Below are 19,263 nucleotides of genomic sequence, written 5' to 3'. Positions count from 1 at the left end.
AGCAGCTGTCGCTTGGGGCATTATGCGTCTAATACATGTAGACTAATGCATGTATAAGTGCGTTATAGCACTTTGCGATTAGCCGCGCCCTATATTCGTAAGTGGGCAGTATTATACGCAGGTTGTGCGCTAAATGCAAGTTAAAACGTGATTTTTATTTATCTTGCGCGATGCGTTGGCGGCTCAGTCAGTCAAGCAAAATCGCGTATTGGGCAGGGCTATAGCGGTTGTCAGGCTGTAGGTTGATGGCGCGTCCAAGTAGGTATTCAAGCTCTGCTAAGGTATCGGCTTCCGCGCTTTGCAGCAGCTCGATGACACTTGGGTGCGCTAATACACTAAATTTTTTGGGCGCGTGGTAGGCACGGGCGCAGCGCATGATTTCGCGGAAAATTTCAAGACAGACGGTTTCACGGCTTTTAATCACACCCTTGCCGTGGCAGGTTGGGCAGGGTTCACACAGTTGTTGCTGCAGGCTCTCACGGGTGCGTTTGCGCGTCATCTCGATAAGCCCGAGTGCTGAGACGTTGCTGATGTTAGTTTTGGCATGGTCACGCGCCAGTTGGGTCTGCAGGCTTGCCAGCACCTCGTCACGGTGCGCCTGCTCTGCCATGTCGATAAAATCCAAGATGATGATACCACCCAAGTTACGCAGGCGTAGCTGACGGGCAATGGCATGGGCGGCTTCTAAGTTGGTTTTATAAACCGTGTCCTCAAGGCTATGCCCGCCAACAAATGAGCCTGTATTGACGTCAATCGTTGTCATCGCCTCGGTTTGGTCGATAATCAGATAACCACCTGATGGCAGATTGACGCGGCGGTCAAGTGCATCTTTGAGGTCATCCTCAACGCGGTACATATCAAACAATGGCTGTTTGCCGTCATAGTGTTGAATGGCGGGGTAAATGGCGGGCACAAATTCCTTGGCAAACTGGCGCATCTCGGCAAAAACTTGCGCGTGATCTACCGTCAAGCGTTTGGTGTCATCGCTGATTAAGTCACGCAAGGCGCGCAGTGGCAACGATAAATCTTGGTAGATCAATACATTGCGTTTATTAACTTGCGCGGCGGTTTGTTGATAGCGTGCTTGTACGGTGCGCCACAGTTGTAACAGGTAGTAAATATCTTGTTCAAGTTTGGCAGGCGGTATGTTTTCTGCCGCTGTGCGCGCAATCAAACCGCCGCCTAAGCCGACTTGGTGCAGCAATTCGCCCAAAATGGTTTTTAGACGCGCACGTTCGTCGCCATCAATGCGTTGTGAGATACCGACGCTGGCACCAAACGGCAAATACACCAAGTAACGCGACGGCAATGAAATATCCGTCGTCAAGCGCGCGCCTTTGGTACCCAGTGGGTCTTTGATGACTTGCACCATTAGGCGTTGGCCTTCGTACAGGCGTTGCTCAATCGATAGTGGTTGCGCTGTCGTGACCAATTGGGTGGTATCGGTTTGGGCATGGCTATCAGATGGTGGTTTGGCAGCTTTGTACGGCTGCATGTCATTGATATGCAAAAATGCCGTACGCGCCTGCCCGATATCGACAAACGCCGCCTGCATACCTGGAAGCACGCGCACCACGGTGCCCAGATAAATATTGCCAACAATGCCAAGTTTGTGCTGGCGTTCGATAAAAATTTCGGTCAAAACGCCGTCTTCGAGCACGGCAACGCGGCTTTCGGCGGTATTGACATTAATCAGCAGTTCTTCAGTCATGGCAAATTATTTAGACATATCAGGCAAATCAAAGCAGTGTTTGAGTCAAGGCGCACAAATTGGCAAGGGGGTATTTTAAACCAAACGCGCGTTGCCTACCAACCGTGCGCCCTTTTGAGCACCATTAGACCAACAGCGCTGCCAAAGCTGCCACGCTGTCGACCATCGCGCTGGGTTGTTCATCTGCCAATACATCAGCAGTCGCGCAGCCATAGGTTACCGCAATACTGTCCATGCCGATGGCGTGCGCCATACGCAAATCGTGCACGCTATCGCCAACCATGACCGCATCGCTCACCGCTTTGCCAGTGACTTGCAAAATTTGGCGCAGCATCAGTGGATCGGGCTTGCCTGCTGCTTCATCAGCACAGCGCGTCACACTAAACAACGCCTCAACGCCTGTTTGCGGCAGTACACGCGCTAAGCCTTGGCGCTTTTTGCCCGTGGCAACCGCCAACGTTTTGCCTTGTGCGTGCAAGCTGTGTAGCAGCTCGGCGACCCCTACAAACAGAGTGTCATCGTGGCAATGTTGGACATAATACGCGCCATAATCTTGCACCAAGTCGGCGTGGCGTTCAGGCACATCGGCAAACAGCGTTGCGACGGCAGTTTGCATGGATAAGCCGATAATACCGCGCGTTGCCTCGTCGCTTACTGCCAAACCGTGTTGGGTGGCAGCATGGCGCATACTTTCGACGATCAAACCAATTGAATCCATCAGTGTGCCGTCCCAGTCAAAGATAATCAGCGATTTTTGTTTAAAATTTGGTGTATGGTTGGCTGGCATGGTGTGTGGCCTTGTCGGTTTTTTTGCATTTTTGATTGGCGTTTTGGTTAGCTGTTTTGGGCGTGTGCCAGCAGCGTTTGCATATCTTCGGGCAAATCGGCTTGTATGGTTGGATAGCCGTCGATGTCAAGCTGATACGCATGTAAGCACAATCGGCGCACGCCAAGCGCGGCATTGTCCGCTGCATGGCGATTATATTTGTCATCGCCCAATAGCGGCAAGCCTAAACTGGCTAAATGCACGCGAATTTGGTGCGTGCGCCCCGTCAAAGGCTGGGCTTCAATCAGGCTGATTTTGTGCCCGTGCAGCGTCATGCGTTGTCGGCAACGCACACGCGTTTGGGCAGGCTTGCTGTCATCGGATTTGGTATCCACTCTGACGCGGCGTTCGCCATTTGGCAGGGTAAATTTGAGCAACGGCTGATCAATCAACGTGCAGTCTGTGTCAAGCCAGCCTTGTGTCAGGCACAGGTAGGTTTTTTGGATGGTTTTTTCGCGCAAAGCTTGTTGTAAATGTTTGAGTGTGCTGCGTTTTTTGGCAATCATCAAAAGTCCAGATGTGTCCTTGTCGATACGATGCACCAATTCCAAATACTTTTTACCTGTCGCCACACGCATCGCCTCAATCACACCAAACGATTCGCCACTACCGCCATGCACCGCCATGCCTGCAGGTTTGTTGAGCACCAGTAGGCCATCATCTTCATAAACTACACGCGTGAGCAGACTGTCGACAAACGCCTGTCCAATCACAGGCGCGGCACGCGTTGCCAAACGCACAGGGGCGATACGCACCACATCACCGCGTTGTAGGCGGTCGTGCGGCTTACAACGTTTGCCGTTGATACGCACTTCATCGGCGCGAATCATTTGGTAAATATGCGCGCGCGGCAAGCCTTTGAGCCGTGCCAACAAAAAATTGTCAATGCGCTGGTCATGCTGCTGACGCGTGATGGTCAGATAATTGACTTGGGCAAAATTGCTGATTGCATCATCCGCCGATTGTGGCGTTTTGTGTGCTGTCTGGGGGTTGGTTTGGGCATTGGGCAGTGTTTGCGCTGTGCCACGTTCAGGACGGTTTTGCGTACCTGTGGTCATATTTTGATAGCCGTTGGTTGAAAAATTTGCTATAGTTTAGCAGTTTAGTGAGATGGCGGCTATGCGCTTGTTGTACGCTGCACTGCGTCCAATGCTGCGTGAATTTGCTCAAGTAGCTAAATCATTTAAGCGGCCTAACAAACCGCTTGGTTGGCTCAACCGTTGTAACGGTGATTTTTGTCCAACCGTGCCGCGCCCACTAAATCAACCGATTTTTTAAACCCTATGTTTGACAAAATTTACTAGGGTCAGCACACAGACCACGAGAAGATAATACACCGTTTTACGCTGATTGCCTACAACGTCCGTTGTAGCCGATGACTAAATTTAAGTTTGATTCAACCAAGGAAGCCGCTCAGCAACATTTACCGAATATACAGCCTTTAGCATGACACAGCCGCATGGCTTGATAGCAATTACCCAGTTATATCAAGTGCTACTAAAATGCGCGATATTTTATGCATCAGTTTGACCAGCACGCCAATGTGCCACGTCAGACGACTTAAAATTGCCCGATCGTGCCAAGCCAATCAGCTTAGCAAGCCTTAGCGTTATTGAACAAATTTAGCGGGTGTGCTAAGGGTTTATGTAAGTTTTTAAACGCGTTGCTAGTCGATGCGTTGCTTTAATAATTGTTTGCCAAAATTGGCTGCTGATATCGGTGTATATCACATCGATGCCAATGATGGGCAATAGGTATTGATGGGCAATAGGTATTGCTTGATAGCAGTAGGCGGCTAAAACAGTGGGTGAAACCAAGCGTTTGGTAGGCAATTTGTTGCGCGTAACGCCCCCGTTGTAGCTTTGTATCACGGTTTTATCTTTGATTGTTTGGCAAACCGCCAAATGGTCTATGCTGCCCGATCCCAAGGAGCACGCATGAAACGCATTTTAATCAACGCCACCCACGCCGAAGAAATTCGCGTCGCCTTATGCAACGGCAACCATCTGTACGATTTTGACCTAGAAAACCGTACCCGCGAGCAAAAAAAAGCCAATATCTATAAAGGCCACGTCACCCGTGTTGAGCCATCGCTTGAGGCGGTTTTTGTCGAGTATGGCGCAGAGCGTCAGGGCTTTTTGCCGATTCGTGAAATCGCTGGCGAGTACCTATCGGGTGACCCACGCGGCGCGCAAAACATCAAGCAGCTAATCAAAGAAGGTGATGAGCTGATTGTGCAAGTTGAAAAAGAGGAGCGCGGCAACAAAGGCGCGGCGTTATCGACGTTTATTTCACTGGCAGGGCGTTATTTGGTATTAATGCCCAATAACACACGCGGGGGCGGTATTTCTCGTCAGATTTCGGGCAAGTACCGCGAAGAGCTCAAGCAAATTTTAAACGAGCTTAAAATGCCCAAAGGCATGAGCGTGATTATCCGCACGGCAGGCGTGGGACGCAGCGTTGAGGAGCTGCAACACGATCTTGACCACCTTTTGACCATTTGGCAAAGCATTCAGCAGCAATACCAAAATTACCCATCACCGCGGCTGTTGCACCAAGAGGCAGGCGTAGTGACGCGTGCGGTGCGTGATTATCTGCGTGATGATATCAGCGAAATCTGGATCGATAACGAATACGCTTATAACGAAGCGGCGAATTTTATCGAAGCCGTTATGCCACAGCAGCTATCCAAACTGCGCAAATACACTGACTATGAGCCGATGTTTGCGCGCTTTGGCATTGAAAAGCAAATCGAAACCGCCTACCAACGCGAGGTGCGTTTGCCATCAGGCGGCTCAATCGTCATCGATCAAACCGAGGCACTGGTATCCATTGACATCAACTCCTCAAAAGCCACCAAAGGCGCGGATGTCAGTGAAACCGCGTTTAACACCAACCTTGAGGCGGCGGACGAAATCGCGCGTCAGTTGCGCCTGCGTGACATGGGCGGTCTGATCGTCATTGATTTTATTGACATGAGCAGCGATGAACACCAAAAACAAGTCGAAAATCGCCTAAAAGATGCCACCAAAAACGACCGCGCGCGCTTGCAATTTGCCGAGATATCACGGTTTGGCTTGCTTGAGATGAGCCGCCAGCGGTTGCGCCCATCGCTTGAAGAGGCCACAGGCTACCGCTGCCCTCGTTGTCATGGCACAGGCATGATTCGCGACTTACGCTCATTGGCGTTGTCCATCATGCGCCAAGTTGAGCAAAAAGCGTTGCAAGAACGCCAAGGTGAAATCCAAGTCGACGTACCGACCGAAATTGCGGCGTTTTTGCTTAACGAAAAACGTGAAAGCTTGGTGTATCTAGAACAAGAAAGCGGCACGCGTATCACGATTTTGCCACACGCGCACATGGATTCACCCGAGTTTCGCCTCAGCTACAACCGCGACGGACTAGCCCCATCAAGCTATGAGCGCGTCAATGAAACCGAGCAGCAAGCCTACCAAAGCCGCGGCTATGACACCAGCGACTGGCACACCGAAGAACAAGACACGCCGCGCCGTCACCCTGCTGGCAGCCAAACCACTGCTGATGACAGCGATACACCTGCCAAACCTGCACCAGAGACGCACAAAGACGAGGCGGCTAAACAAAAACCTGAGCATAAACCCGATAAAACCGATAGCAAAAAAGCCAAACCACAAGCGGCACAACAATCGACTGGCAAAACCGCCGCACCTGCTAGCCAGCCTGTCGCAGCGCAGCCTGCTGCCAATCAAGCCGTGGCATGGCTATCTAACCTATTTGCGCCACCCGTGCAAGCCAGCCTGACACCCAGTATCACCAGCCAAGATGCCGCCGCCGCAATCGAAAGCATCATCAATAGCGGTGCACGCAGCCTAGGGGCGCAAGGACAGCTCAACCCTGTGGCAATGCCAACCGCTGAACCGATCAGCACACAAGCGTCTGAGCCAACCCAAACCGACGATGACACCAGCCACACTGACAAAAACCAAGACGATAAACCTGAGCGCGGACGCAACCGCAAACATCGCAACCGCAAAAACAAACGCAGCGACCAAAGCAACGATAACGACAGCCAAAGCAGCGTAGACAAAACCAACGACCTGCAGACAAATGCCAAAACTGACAAGGCAGACAAAGCCGACAAAGGCAAAGACAACAAAGAAAAAGACAAATCTGCCAAAGCCGCCGATTTGCCCAAGCGTGAGCCCAACAGCCACCGTGAACCGCGCGGTGAAAAACAGCGTGGCGAACCACTGACACCACCTGCTGCCAACGCAGACAGCCAAGCTACTGCCTCTGTGGCAATCACCGAAGCGGACAAACAGCCTGTCAGCAAAGCTGCAACCCATGAGCGCAGCAACAACAAAGCGCACACGCCAGACGACGTAACCTTGCATGTGTATCACAAAGAGCGTGAGCGCAATAGCACAGACCACACCGTGCACTTACAGTTGGATGACTTAAAACATCAGCAACAAGCTAGTGATCACTCCGCGCAGCCAACTGCCGCACCTGCGGCTAAACCAAGCGACGCAACAACCAGTGACGCGCCAACAGCCACAGCAAAGCCAGCAAACACAAACGCACAAACTACCAGTGCAACTACCGCCGTCACACCAACGAGCACCGAGGCAGACGCCAAACCAACCGCAGACACAAACATCAGCCTTGCGCCCAATGCCCGTGCCAAGAACGATCCACGCGAAGCCTACCGTGCGTACCAAGCCCAGCTTGCCATCGCCACATCAACAGCGCAGCCACCTGTGACACAGCCAAGCCGCACGCGACAACCCATCAGCGGTACAGTCGGGCAGTTCATCGCCGCGCAACTTGCCAACGCCGCGCAAGTCATTGCCCAAGTAGGCATTGTGGATGGTTTTATTCAAGCTATGGATGTGTACCACGCCGCAGCGACTGACGCTTGCGAACCGCAAACCGCCGACACACCACGCGCGATCGAAGATGCGGCATTTGGCACCTTTTTTAACCAGCATTATGGTTACAGCGAGCTTAGCGACGAAAGCTTAGCACAGTATCACGCCATGATCGCACCCGAGGGGCAATATCAAACCGATGCAGGCAAAACCCACGCCGCCCCTGCCCCTGTGACCCAACGCGCTAGCAATGACCCACGCGGTGCAATCATCGAGGAACGTGCGGCAGCGCAAATAACCGAACCAGCAGCCAGCCAGTCTATACAGGCTGATAACACCAAGCCTACTGAAAACGTTGAGCCTACTGAACACACAGAAACGCAAAACGAGCCAGCGCAAAAAGCAGAGGACGCTGCCGAAATGGTACAAGCCGCGCAGCCTGCCCAAGCGGAACCTTCAGACCCTGCCAACGAAGCAAACCGTGTGGCAGAAAATGATGACGATGCCGACCGACCCAAAACCACGGTTGCCAGCTACAAAAACATGATTGAAAGCGTGGCTGAGCAAATGAAACCGCAAACTGTCGGGATTTTGACCCTTGCCACGCCAAAAGCACCCAAAGTGCGTACACGTAAGACAAAAGCAAGCGATAAAGCACCTGCCAAAACCAAAACACGCACCAGCAAAAAGGCAGAAAACGCTGTCGTCGTAACGCGCAAGCCCACTGTCGCTCATGACGATCACAACAGTGCAGACAACAAGGCAGCAGATATGGCCGACCCTGCACCGACAAGTGCCGATCAAGGTACTGACCAGCAAAATGACACCCAATAAGTATTGAGCAATATCAAAACAGGGCAAACCAACGTTTGCCCTGTTTTAACTTAAAGCCAATATGACACTTAGGCGCGGTGACGCATTTTTTCCACAACATGCACCACAGCAAGCACGATCAAGCCTGCCACCAAACCTGTGATACCGTTAAGCAAATTGGTTGTTACGCCACTAAACGCACCTATCAGATTGCCCAAATGCTCAATGCCATGATGCAGCACACCAATACCATGCGCCAAAATACCACCGCCAACCAAGAACATCGCCAATGTACCGATGACTGACAGCAACTTCATGAGCACTGGTGCCAGTGCAATGATGCCGCGTCCAAGCTTTTGTGCCGCGCTTGATGACTGGCGTTGCAGATACGCGCCCACATCATCAAACTTGACAATCATAGCAACCACTCCATATACACCCACCGTCATAATCACAGCAATCAGTGTCAGCGTCAAAGCTTTGTCAATCAGTGGCACACTTGGGTCAATCGTACCCAGCGAGATGACGATGATTTCTGCTGATAAAATAAAATCCGTACGTACCGCGCCTTTGACCTTTTGTTTTTCAAGTGCTGCCAAGTCCACATGATCGCTAGCATTGGCTTGCAATACTTCGGCTTGTTCATCGACTTTGGCTTGATGGCTGCCAAAGAATTTTTCAACGACTTTTTCTGCCCCTTCAAAACACAGATACAAGCCGCCAAGCATCAACAAACCTGTGACCAGTTTTGGCGATATCGCGCTAATCACCAGTGCCAATGGTACCAAAATCGCTTTATTGACCAATGAGCCTTTGGCAACCTGCCATACTACGGGCAGCTCACGGTTGGCGCGCACGCCTGAGACTTGATTGGCATTGAGCGCTAGGTCATCGCCCAGTACGCCTGCGGTTTGCTTTGCCGCGACTTTGGTCATCGCCGCCACATCGTCTAAAATCGTGCTGATATCGTCCAGCAGTGCCAAAATACCAACTGCCATGTTATGTTGTCCTTTTTTTTATAAGCGCGTCATAGCGCGGTGCGTGTCAGTTTAACGATTTTGTCAGCAAAAGTCCTGTAAGCAACGGTAGCATCGAGTAACAGTTTGCTTGACATTATTTGATACCACGTTTTCATACCACGTCGGCATCAGCCACGCATGTGACACAACAAGCTCGGTGATCAGTAGGTATTACCTTGCTTTTGTGCTAAAATCTGATGAATTGACATTTTTTATCGATTGGCTTTGATTGATAACAACTTTGCTAGCCATTGCGAGAATTCATGATGACATCCTTTGCCCATCGCCCCACCCTGCGTGCTGCCGTGACTGGCCTAAGCGTAAGTATAACCGCACTGTGGTTGTGCGCTTGCCAACCAAAATCTGCCAACCAAGCTGTGCTCAGCCCAGAACCTGCCGCCAGTGCACCCGTCACCGCCAGCGCGATCGCCCAATCAACGCCTGCTAGTACAGCAACGACTACTAGCACCAACGCCGATATCCAGCAAAAACTTGCTGCCAATTTGGCAAAATCGGGCATTGATGCCAAGGTCACCTCGGTCACGCCCACCGCGATGCCAAACTTATACTGGGTCAAAGCTGAAGGCTTGCCTGCGTTTTTCACCGACAACACGGGGCAATATATCGTGCAGGGTGATATTGTCAAGGTTGGCGGCGACGCACCTGAGCCGATTTCTGCCAATCTTGCCGCCGCTGATACCAAAGTCGCCCTTGCGGCACTTGACCCCAACGACATGGTAATTTTTAAGCCAAAAGGTGAGACACGCGCGGTGATTTATGTGTTTACCGATGCTGATTGTGGTTATTGCCGTAAATTACACAGCGAAATCGACCGTATCAACGCACTTGGCATTGAGGTACGTTATTTGCCATGGCCACGCAGCGAGCAGACCATGCCGATTATGGAGGCAATTTGGTGCAGCCCTGACCGCAATCAAGCACTGACTGCCGCCAAACAAGGCTTACCCGTCAATGCTCCAGCATGTGACAACCCCGTGCGCCGTATACAGCAGCTTGGGCTAGATTTAGGCGTGTCAGGTACGCCTGCCATTTTTGATGCCAATGGTCATCAGTTGGGTGGTTATATGCCGCCTGAGCAGTTGGCGCGCGCACTAGGTCTTTCTTAGCAGCCACCGTTTAATAACGTCTTATTGTAAGAATTTTTAGCATTTTATATCAGTCATTTTGAGGAAATTATGCAGCAAGCAGCACCATCAGCGGTACGCCTAGCGATTTTGGGTGTGGGAACGGTTGGCACAGGTGTGGTCAATCTACTGGCAAACAATGGCGATGAAATCAAACGCCGTATTGGACGTGACATTGTCATCACCCATGTTGGCACACGCCGCCCACGCCACGATCTGCCTGCGAGCATCGCGCAATCAGCGGATTTATTAGATATCGTGGCACAAGATGATGTTGATATTGTGCTTGAGCTGATGGGCGGCACCACGGTTGCCAAAGACGTGATGATTGCCGCCATCAAACACGGCAAACACGTGGTCACCGCCAACAAAGCATTGCTTGCCGAACATGGCAACGAGATTTTTGCGTTAGCTGAGCAACACGGCGTGCACGTGGCGTTTGAAGCAGCGGTAGCTGGCGGTATTCCGATTATCAAAACCTTGCGTGAGGCGTTGGCAGGCAACCGCATCAACTGGCTGGCTGGTATCATCAACGGCACAGGCAACTTTATCATGTCTGAAATGCGCGACAAAGGGCGCAATTTTGATGACGTGTTGGCAGAGGCGCAAGCCTTGGGCTACGCTGAGGCTGACCCGACATTTGACATCGAAGGCATTGATGCGGCGCACAAATTGACACTGCTTGCGTCGATTGCATTTGGGATTCGCTTACAGTTTAGCCAAGTGTATTGTGAGGGCATCACTCGTATCACCGCACAAGACGTGCAATATGCCAAAGAACTTGGCTACCGTATCAAGCATCTAGGCTTTGCCGTGCGCCGTACGTTGACAGACGGACAAGAAGGCATTGAGATGCGCGTTCACCCAACGCTGATCCCCAAAGATAGCCTACTTGCGCATGTTAATGGCGTGAAAAATGCTGTTTTGGTAGATGCCGAGCCTGTTGGGCAAACTTTGTACTACGGTGCTGGGGCTGGGGCTGGGGCAACTGCATCGGCAGTGGTTGCCGATGTCGCTGATGTGGCACGTACGTTGGCGTGTTCGGTGCCGTCATCTGCGCCCACTGCACATGGTGTGGCGCATTTAGGCTTTTTGCCCGACGCGCTGCAGCCCACCTACGTGCTAAACAGTGATGAGTTTATCAGCGGCTATTATTTACGCCTTAAAGTCAAAGACGATTTGGGCGTATTAGCCAGCATTACCCAAATTTTAAGCAACAACCACATCAGCATTGCGGCGATCTTGCAACGCCCTGCCCACACCGCAGGCGAAGTGCCCGTGATTATTTTGGTCGAACCTGTACTTGAGCGTCATATGAACACCGCCATTGCCCAAATCGAGGCCTTAGACAGCGTTACCGACAGCGTCATGCGGATTCGGATTGAGGCATTGGCAGCCAATCAATAATCGACCATTAATCTAGATTGCCCAGTCAAAGCCTTAATTTGACAAACGCGCGCGCCTCAAGCATGATAACCAAGAGTATTAAGCAGATTAGTCGCTTAATCGGTGTTGAATGTAGCAGCCATTTTTGGTTATTTGACTTCCTCCCCTCCCTAAAGTGAGGGGATTCCTTCTGCAAGACGGTGAAGCCCCACCGCAAACCTAAGACAATGGCAACCGCCCGTACGACACACCGTACATCTTAGGTTCTTATTTTAAGCTAATCCTACCGTTAGGATTGTCATAGACACGAATTAGCTTAAGTGTGTGTTTGGAAACGTCTTACCAGTTAAGTTACTGCGTACTCGCAATTTAGTCTTAACTTAACTGTGGAATGTAAGACATTGAATATAGTGAGATGAGTATAGCAAAACTCATCGCATTTAACAATTGCCTTATATCCACCGCCTGAAGTCGCAGGTTTACGGCAACGAATGATAAAAGGGAAAAAATATGGCAAACTTGGAACAAAACTCTGTTGTGATTGTCAGTGGCGCGCGCACGCCAATGGGCGGCTTTCAAGGTGATTTGGCAGGCGTGACCAGCCCAGAGCTTGGCGCAGCAGTCATCAAAGCCGCGATTGAACGCGCAGGAATCAGCGCCGATCAGGTCGATGAGGTCATCATGGGCAGCATCTTGACCGCAGGTGTGGGGCAAAGCCCTGCTCGGCAAGCCATGCGCCTAGCAGGCGTACCCGATAGCACAGGCGCAATCAACCTCAACAAACTATGTGGCTCAGGCTTACGCGCTATCATGGACGCGACCAATGCCATCAAGGCAAATGAATTTGACATCATCGTGGCAGGTGGCATGGAGTCGATGACCAACGCGCCATATGTCCTGCCCAAAGCGCGTGGCGGTATGCGTATGGGACATGGCGAAATCAAAGACACCATGCTGCGCGACGGCTTAGAAGATGCCGAAACTGGCAAGCTGATGGGCGCGTTTGCCCAAGAAATGGCAGACAAAAAAGCCATCACACGTGAGCAAATGGATGAATTCGCCATCCAATCGCTTAACCGTGCCAATACAGCAATTCGTGAGGGGCATTTTAAAGATGAAATCGTGCCCATCACCGTCAAAACGCGCAAAGGTGAAGTCATCATTGATACCGATGAGCAGCCTGCCAAAGCCAATTTGGACAAAATCCCAACATTAAGACCTGCATTTGCTAAAGACGGTACAGTAACGGCAGCCAATTCAAGCTCTATTTCTGACGGTGCAGCAGCCGTAGTCGTCATGAGCGCAGCAACAGCGCACGCACAAGGCGTGCAGCCTATCGCACAGATCGTTGCCCAAGCCACCCACTCACAACATCCTAGCGAATTCACCCAAGCCCCCGTGGTTTGTATTGAGAAGCTGCTTAAAAAAGCAGGTTGGCAAGCCGCAGACGTGGACTTGTGGGAAATCAACGAAGCCTTTGCCATGGTAACAATGTCTGCCATCGACGCACACGGACTAGATAGCAATAAAGTCAATATCGAAGGCGGTGCGTGTGCATTGGGCCATCCCGTGGGTGCCTCAGGCGCGCGAATCGTCGTCACCTTGATGAACTCACTCAAACGCACAGGCGGCAAAAAAGGCGTGGCGTGTCTGTGCATCGGTGGTGGTGAAGCGGTGGCGTTAGCCATTGAGCTGATCGGGTAAACAGCCGCTTTAGCGTATCAATCGACCTGTAAGCCAACGCTTAGAGGTCTTTTTTATACCAAATGTTTTTACACTTATCACGCATATCGGCAAGCTTTTAACGCAATCCATTGTCAATTTACTTGCCGTAACCGCCAATTACACCCTATCAACAAAACTTCATGAAATCCTACTACAGTCGGCAGTCTAATTCACCTAAACTTTGTCTTAGTTAAGCGCACGCACCATAACCATTAAGCGCAGCGCTTAGCGTAAAACGGTTTAGTAGCGGGTAGAACACCTTTGAGGAAGCCTTTAAATTATTAAACCTACGCACAACCAACAACCATAATCTTATATTAGTTTAACTAGAATATTTCTTGTTATTTATAAATCTAGTCAAGTTAATACCAAGATTGACAATACAAATGGAGAATTATCATGGCAAATTTAATGCGTCTACGCGACATTCAAGATTCACATCCAGACGTTTTGGGTAATGACTACTTTGACCCAACTGGCAGAACTGCTTATGGCGTAAACAACGACAAAATTGGTAAAATTGATGGTGCTTTGGTTGACGACACCACAGGTCGTATTCGCTACTTCATCGTTGATGTAGGCGGCTGGTTTAGCTCAAAAGAAGTATTGGTACCAGCAGGTCTAGCACGTATTGCTGGCGATGAAGTTTACTTTGACAATCTAACTAAAGATGTTGTTGAAGGCATGGATCAATACGACCCAGACTATAACTACAGCATCGAGCAACAAGTAGTACGCGATCGTCAAGTATTCGAAAAAGCACCTGAGCCTGTGCAATTGACTGAAGAACAGTACAAAGCGCCAAATACGCTTGAGCTACTTGAAGAGCGTTTGACAGTCAATAAAGACAAAATCGTAGCAGGTCTACTACGTGTTGGTAAACACGTTGTGTCTGAAGATCGTCAAGTAAATGTTGATTTGACCGAAGAACAAGCACACATTGACCGCACACCAGTAAATCGTCCTACTGATCGTCAAATCGGTGATGATAGCCAAACTGTTGAAGTACAACTAGAAGCCGAGCGTGCAAACGTTCAAAAACAAACTTACGTTACTGAAGAAGTAAACGTTGATAAAGTGGCACAAACACGCACGCAAACCTTCAACGAAACTGTACGCCGTGAAGAACTAGACGTACAACAAGACGGCGTTGAGCGTGTAGCTGGTACCACTGGTGCAAACACCACTGACGACCTAAACCGTCGTTAATTGCTGAATTAAGTATCTGAATTTGACTAGCCTTATAATTTAGTCAAGGAACAGATGACTAAGTAAGCCAAAGGCAGATGAATTTCATCTGCCTTTTTCCTTGTCTTATGATCGTTACCAACGTTAAGCTTTTATATCTTTTTATTCTTAAACATCGGTTAATACTGATGATTACCATTTTTGGAGACACGCATGGCTAACCATGATAATTTAGACGCAAACTTTATCCAAGATCAACAAAGTAAAGCCGCGGCGCAAGACGATGTCTTAACCAATAAAACTCCGTTGTTTGACCGCGACACCACCGAACAAACCGAGCACCAAACCGCGCCAAAAACCAACACACTTGAGCTATTAGCCGAGAAACCACAAGTTGAGATTGAGCGCGTCAATGTCGGGCAAGTGCGCTTGAGCAAACAGGTCAAAACCCAAACCGTACAAGTACCTGTGACATTGACGCAAGAAATCTTGGTCATTGAACACCACGGTCAGGTTGCACTATTGAGCGAAGACGGATTGGTCAATATCGCCAGTACCCAACACGCTGCCCCACAAATTATGATCAATGGCCAACCCGTTGAACTGGGTGACGCGCCTGTTGAGATCGTCTTGAGCCAACAAGTTGCCCATGTGCAAGTGCAAACCCAAGTGGTTGAAGAGGTCAGCCTACGCACCGACCAACGCAGTCATACCGAGCAAGTCGATGTCACCTTACGTCACGAAGAATTGGTGGTTGAAGAACTTAAGCACGACAACCCGACCGTAATCTCGACTAGTGTCGTCAGCGAAGACGCCCCGCGTACCACTGAGCCTAGCCACAGCTTCTATACGGGCAAGCAAGATCGTTGATTTGCTTGATTGTGTTGATACCCAAAAGGGCATGCTAAGCATGCCCTTTTTTTGCGTAGGTTTTGCTGTTTGGTTCTTGGTGCGTCGTGACACAGATTTGGGTGTCTAAGTAACTGAATATTTAAGTAACTGGGTATTTAAGCATTTAGCAACGCTTGGCGTGCAGGTTGCACCATATCTTTGAGTAGCTGTAAAAACCCTTGCATATAGACCAATTGTTGGCTATCACTGCGCGTGGCGGCATACAGTTCGCAATACACGCCCTCGCCCAATGTCCGTGAAACGACCCAACCTTTTTTTTCATATTCTGCCGCGACCCAATCAGGCAATGCTGCCACACCACGCTCGCTGGCGACCAACTGCACAAGCATGGCGGTCAAGTCCGTTGTGCGAATTTTACTGGGTTCAACGTTGGCAGGTAACAAAAACCGCGTCATGATATCCAACCGCGTGCTATCAACAGGATAAGCAATTAAGGTATAAGGCGCAATATCTTGTGGTGTAATCGGTGTGGGCTTGGCAGCAAGCGGATGATTGGGCGCAAGTATCAAGCGGCTTTCGTATTCAAATAGCGGCAAATAATCAATACCTACCAACGGCAAGGGGCTAGCGGTAATCAACACATCGATGTCATCGTCAAGCAGCATTTGATGCGGCTGGGGCTCAAAACCACTGGCAAAGTCCAGCTCTACATCTGACCAATCACGGCGATAACGGTTTAAAATCGGCATTAGCCAGTCAAAACAGCTATGGCACTCAGATGCCAAGCGCAGCCGCCCGATCTGCCCGTGCGCCAAACGTTTGAGGTTGGCATTGGCACGCTCAACCAATGGTAGCACCATATCCGCCAAACGCAGCATCTCTTTGCCTGCAGGTGTAAACGACAACGGACGCGAACGCCGATTGACCAACGTGATGCCGTAGTAGTTTTCTAGCTCTTTGAGCTGGTGAGACACTGCAGAGGCGGTCACGTGCAGCTCTTCTGCCGCGTTTGCCAATGACTGATACGCGCGCAACGCTGACATTAAGTACAGATGGCGCAGCTCTAACATACTGCTACTCATACACCTGCCCTAGCCCCTCTAGCGGCACCAAGCGCGTAACCAGCAACTGGTCAATTTTGTGATGGTCAATATCAACCACTTCAAACTTAAACCCCTCATACTCCACCGAATCGGCAGGGCGCGGAATTTTACGCAGCTTATACATCATAAATCCTGCCAACGTTTCATAATTGTCCCAATCGGGAAATTCATCAATACCCAACGTATGCATGACGTTTTCAATCGGTGTGATGCCATCAATCAGCCAAGAATGCTCATCACGTTGGATGATTTGCTGTTCACTTTCAATCGGCGCGACCCAATCGCCCATCACCGTCATCATGATATCTGACAGCGTAATCACCCCAACCACCAGTGCATACTCGTTCATCACGACAGCAAATTTTTCTTTGGTCGCGCGAAAGCGGTCTAACAGTTCTGACAGCGTCAAGGTATCGGGCACAATCAGCACAGTGCGAATTGTGGTTTCATTCAGCAAAATATTGGCGTTGTTATTGAGCAGTTTAACCAAAATATCTTTGGTATCCACATAGCCAATGACTTGATCAATTTCTTGGTTGCACACCAAAAATTTAGAATACGGAAATTCCGCGATTTTCTGCCGAATGCTCTCGGCAGTTTCGCGCAAGGTAAAATATACCACGTTTTCACGCGTAGTCATACTGGATGGCACGTTGCGCTCTTCAAGCTCAAATACGTTTTCGATGAAATGATGTTCTTGTTTGAGCAGCACACCTGCTTGCGCGCCTGCATCGACAACGGCGGAAATATCATCAAAGGTGATGTTATCATCGCGCGTGGTATCAATTTTAAAAATCCGAAAAATGAGCTCAGACATACGATTGAGCAGCCATGCTAGCGGCTTACATACCAACACCACCCAACGCACAGGCTTGATAACCGCCAACGCGATGCGCTCAGGCGCAACCATTGCCAATCGCTTAGGGATCAGATCGGCAAATAAAATAAACGCCAGCGTCACCAGTGTAAATGACAATATAAACGCCACGGTGTCAAGCAGTTTTGGGTCAAGCCAAGGTGTGAGCAGCGCGGCAAAATATGGACGAAACGCGCCCTCACCTAAAATACCGCCCAAAATTGCAATGGCATTGAGTCCGATTTGTGAGGTCGCCAAGAAGTCGGCAGAATTTTCTTGCAATGCCAATACGTCCAGCGCGCGGCTGTCACCGCCTTCGGCTATCAATTTGAGTTTAATTTTGCGCGCACCTGCCAACGCAATCTCGGACATCGCCAAAAACCCTGCCGACACAATCAGCATCAGCATGACGACGATTTGTTGAAATAACGACACAGCCCACCGTTGCTTGCTAAAGATGGCTTACTATAGCGTTTTATGACCCAAAAACTCAAGTTTAAAATAGTTATCGCCACAGATACGGTTAAGTGAAAATAAAAAATCCCCAACACAGTGGAGATTTTTAAATTTTAAATAATTTGAAATCAGGTTTAAAATTTATTAAATACGCTCAATAATAGTCGCAATGCCTTGACCCAAACCGATACACATGGTTGCCAAACCAAGTTGGGTATCTTGTTGTTCCATTGCGTTGAGCAAGGTCACAGTGATACGCGCACCCGAACAGCCCAACGGGTGTCCAAGAGCAATTGCACCGCCATTGACGTTGATGTCATCCATGCGATCACCTAGACCTAATGCCTTGATAACTGACAGACCTTGCGCGGCAAAGGCTTCGTTGAGCTCGACGGTTTGGATATCATCAAGCGTCATGCCAGCACGTTTCAAAGCTTTTTGTGTGGCAGGTACAGGACCGTAGCCCATAATCGCCGCGTCACAGCCTGCTATCGCCATACCGCGGATACGTGCGCGTGGTTTTAGTCCTAAGTCTTTGGCACGTTGCGCAGACATCAACAACATAGCAGATGCACCGTCTGACAATGCCGATGAGGTGGCCGCCGTCACGGTACCGTTTTTGGGATCAAACACAGGGCGCAATGCTTCAAACGCTGCCAAGTTGGCATCGGGGCGGATGACTTCATCAACCGTACATAACTGCAAGTTACCGTCTTGGTCATGCCCTTCAATACCGATGATTTCGTTGGCAAAGCGGCCTGCTTGCGTTGCTGCCCATGCGCGTTTGTGTGATTCTACACCAAATGCGTCTTGTTCCTCACGGCTGATACCGTTCATGCGTCCTAGCATTTCCGCCGTCAAGCCCATCATATTTGATGCTTTGGCATAGTGTTTTGAGGCTTTGGGGTTTAAGTCCACGCCGTGCATCATGCCAACGTGCCCCATGTGCTCAACACCACCGATGACAAATACGTCACCTTGGTTGGTCATGATTTGCGCAGCGGCGGTGTGAATGGCTTGCATTGATGAGCCGCACAGACGATTGACGGTTTGACCACCTGTGGTGCGTGGTAGACCTGCTAGCAAGCCAATGTTACGCCCGATGTTTAAGCCTTGCTCGAGCGTCTGATTGACGCAGCCCCAAATCACGTCCTCAACCAACTTAGTATCAAATTCGTTGCGCTTGATCAGCGCGCGTACCAGTTCGGCTGACATGGTATCGGCGCGCACATTGCGAAACATTCCATTTTTTGATTTACCCATCGCGGTGCGTACACCATCGACAATCACGACATCTTTTGCACTCAAATTGCTCATTGTAATCTCCTTTGCG

Annotated in this window: 13 protein-coding genes; 6 read left to right on the top strand and 7 right to left on the bottom strand. The window is 50.0% G+C overall.

All coding sequences use genetic code 11. From position 1 onward, the window contains the following. Nucleotides 1–187: 187 nt before the first annotated feature. The 3 genes from rng to MA2_RS06805 all read right to left on the bottom strand — a co-directional run bounded on the left by rng (nucleotide 188) and on the right by MA2_RS06805 (nucleotide 3,595). Nucleotides 188–1,711: a ribonuclease G gene (gene rng / locus MA2_RS06815; protein ID WP_067058227.1), complete on the bottom strand. Its 1,524-nt coding sequence runs from the start codon at nucleotides 1,709–1,711 to the stop codon at nucleotides 188–190. Between the two features lie 124 nt (nucleotides 1,712–1,835). Then, the gene (locus MA2_RS06810) at nucleotides 1,836–2,498 is read right to left on the bottom strand and encodes an HAD family hydrolase (RefSeq protein WP_067058225.1); all 663 of its coding nucleotides are present in this window, start codon (nucleotides 2,496–2,498) and stop codon (nucleotides 1,836–1,838) included. Between the two features lie 47 nt (nucleotides 2,499–2,545). Next, complete coding sequence (locus tag MA2_RS06805) at nucleotides 2,546–3,595, bottom strand: RluA family pseudouridine synthase (protein WP_115254011.1); 1,050 nt, start codon at nucleotides 3,593–3,595, stop codon at nucleotides 2,546–2,548. A gap of 879 nt (nucleotides 3,596–4,474) precedes the next feature. On the opposite strand from MA2_RS06805, the gene MA2_RS06795 reads away from it, so the two are divergent. Next, complete coding sequence (locus MA2_RS06795; RefSeq protein ID WP_079352227.1) at nucleotides 4,475–8,221, top strand: Rne/Rng family ribonuclease; 3,747 nt, start codon at nucleotides 4,475–4,477, stop codon at nucleotides 8,219–8,221. 68 nt (nucleotides 8,222–8,289) lie between these two features. Here the strand turns inward: MA2_RS06795 and MA2_RS06790 are convergent, their stop codons facing one another. Continuing rightward, complete coding sequence (locus MA2_RS06790; protein ID WP_067058222.1) at nucleotides 8,290–9,198, bottom strand: DUF808 domain-containing protein; 909 nt, start codon at nucleotides 9,196–9,198, stop codon at nucleotides 8,290–8,292. 284 nt (nucleotides 9,199–9,482) lie between these two features. On the opposite strand from MA2_RS06790, the gene MA2_RS06785 reads away from it, so the two are divergent. The 5 genes from MA2_RS06785 to MA2_RS06765 all read left to right on the top strand — a co-directional run bounded on the left by MA2_RS06785 (nucleotide 9,483) and on the right by MA2_RS06765 (nucleotide 15,533). After that, nucleotides 9,483–10,346, top strand: coding sequence for a DsbC family protein (locus tag MA2_RS06785; protein WP_245945292.1), 864 nt, complete (start codon nucleotides 9,483–9,485; stop codon nucleotides 10,344–10,346). Nucleotides 10,347–10,415: 69 nt separating this feature from the next. Beyond that, complete coding sequence (locus MA2_RS06780; protein WP_067058220.1) at nucleotides 10,416–11,771, top strand: homoserine dehydrogenase; 1,356 nt, start codon at nucleotides 10,416–10,418, stop codon at nucleotides 11,769–11,771. Nucleotides 11,772–12,260: 489 nt separating this feature from the next. Then, nucleotides 12,261–13,454 (top strand): acetyl-CoA C-acyltransferase, encoded by a 1,194-nt coding sequence (locus tag MA2_RS06775; RefSeq protein WP_067058218.1) that lies wholly within the window; start codon nucleotides 12,261–12,263, stop codon nucleotides 13,452–13,454. Nucleotides 13,455–13,874: 420 nt separating this feature from the next. Continuing rightward, nucleotides 13,875–14,684 (top strand): DUF2382 domain-containing protein, encoded by an 810-nt coding sequence (locus tag MA2_RS06770; protein WP_067058216.1) that lies wholly within the window; start codon nucleotides 13,875–13,877, stop codon nucleotides 14,682–14,684. A 192-nt stretch (nucleotides 14,685–14,876) separates the two neighbouring features. After that, nucleotides 14,877–15,533 (top strand): YsnF/AvaK domain-containing protein, encoded by a 657-nt coding sequence (locus tag MA2_RS06765; RefSeq protein WP_067058214.1) that lies wholly within the window; start codon nucleotides 14,877–14,879, stop codon nucleotides 15,531–15,533. A 137-nt stretch (nucleotides 15,534–15,670) separates the two neighbouring features. On the opposite strand, the gene MA2_RS06760 is transcribed toward MA2_RS06765, so the two are convergent. The 3 genes from MA2_RS06760 to fadA form a co-directional block, all read right to left on the bottom strand. Beyond that, nucleotides 15,671–16,585: a LysR family transcriptional regulator gene (locus tag MA2_RS06760; RefSeq protein ID WP_067058308.1), complete on the bottom strand. Its 915-nt coding sequence runs from the start codon at nucleotides 16,583–16,585 to the stop codon at nucleotides 15,671–15,673. A gap of 4 nt (nucleotides 16,586–16,589) precedes the next feature. Continuing rightward, nucleotides 16,590–17,909 (bottom strand): polyamine export protein PaeA, encoded by a 1,320-nt coding sequence (gene paeA, locus MA2_RS06755; protein WP_067058213.1) that lies wholly within the window; start codon nucleotides 17,907–17,909, stop codon nucleotides 16,590–16,592. 165 nt (nucleotides 17,910–18,074) lie between these two features. After that, a complete protein-coding gene (fadA, locus tag MA2_RS06750; protein WP_067058211.1) occupies nucleotides 18,075–19,247 on the bottom strand; it encodes an acetyl-CoA C-acyltransferase FadA in 1,173 nt (390 codons plus the stop codon). Nucleotides 19,248–19,263: the final 16 nt, after the last annotated feature.

It is taken from the genome of Moraxella atlantae NBRC 14588 (assembly GCF_001591265.1).
Classification (GTDB): Bacteria; Pseudomonadota; Gammaproteobacteria; order Pseudomonadales; family Moraxellaceae; genus Faucicola; species Faucicola atlantae.
This window is presented reverse-complemented; position numbering and strand designations above follow the sequence as displayed.

Bases quoted from the DNA above. Each gene is read 5' to 3' on its own strand.
- MA2_RS06790 (WP_067058222.1), bottom strand. From the start codon at position 9,198: ATGGCAGTTGGTATTTTGGCACTGCTGGACGATATCAGCACGATTTTA.
- fadA (WP_067058211.1), bottom strand. From the start codon at position 19,247: ATGAGCAATTTGAGTGCAAAAGATGTCGTGATTGTCGATGGTGTACGC.
- MA2_RS06805 (WP_115254011.1), bottom strand. From the start codon at position 3,595: ATGACCACAGGTACGCAAAACCGTCCTGAACGTGGCACAGCGCAAACA.
- MA2_RS06770 (WP_067058216.1), top strand. From the start codon at position 13,875: ATGGCAAATTTAATGCGTCTACGCGACATTCAAGATTCACATCCAGAC.
- MA2_RS06780 (WP_067058220.1), top strand. From the start codon at position 10,416: ATGCAGCAAGCAGCACCATCAGCGGTACGCCTAGCGATTTTGGGTGTG.
- rng (WP_067058227.1), bottom strand. From the start codon at position 1,711: ATGACTGAAGAACTGCTGATTAATGTCAATACCGCCGAAAGCCGCGTT.
- MA2_RS06760 (WP_067058308.1), bottom strand. From the start codon at position 16,585: ATGTTAGAGCTGCGCCATCTGTACTTAATGTCAGCGTTGCGCGCGTAT.
- MA2_RS06785 (WP_245945292.1), top strand. From the start codon at position 9,483: ATGATGACATCCTTTGCCCATCGCCCCACCCTGCGTGCTGCCGTGACT.
- MA2_RS06795 (WP_079352227.1), top strand. From the start codon at position 4,475: ATGAAACGCATTTTAATCAACGCCACCCACGCCGAAGAAATTCGCGTC.
- MA2_RS06775 (WP_067058218.1), top strand. From the start codon at position 12,261: ATGGCAAACTTGGAACAAAACTCTGTTGTGATTGTCAGTGGCGCGCGC.
- MA2_RS06765 (WP_067058214.1), top strand. From the start codon at position 14,877: ATGGCTAACCATGATAATTTAGACGCAAACTTTATCCAAGATCAACAA.
- MA2_RS06810 (WP_067058225.1), bottom strand. From the start codon at position 2,498: ATGCCAGCCAACCATACACCAAATTTTAAACAAAAATCGCTGATTATC.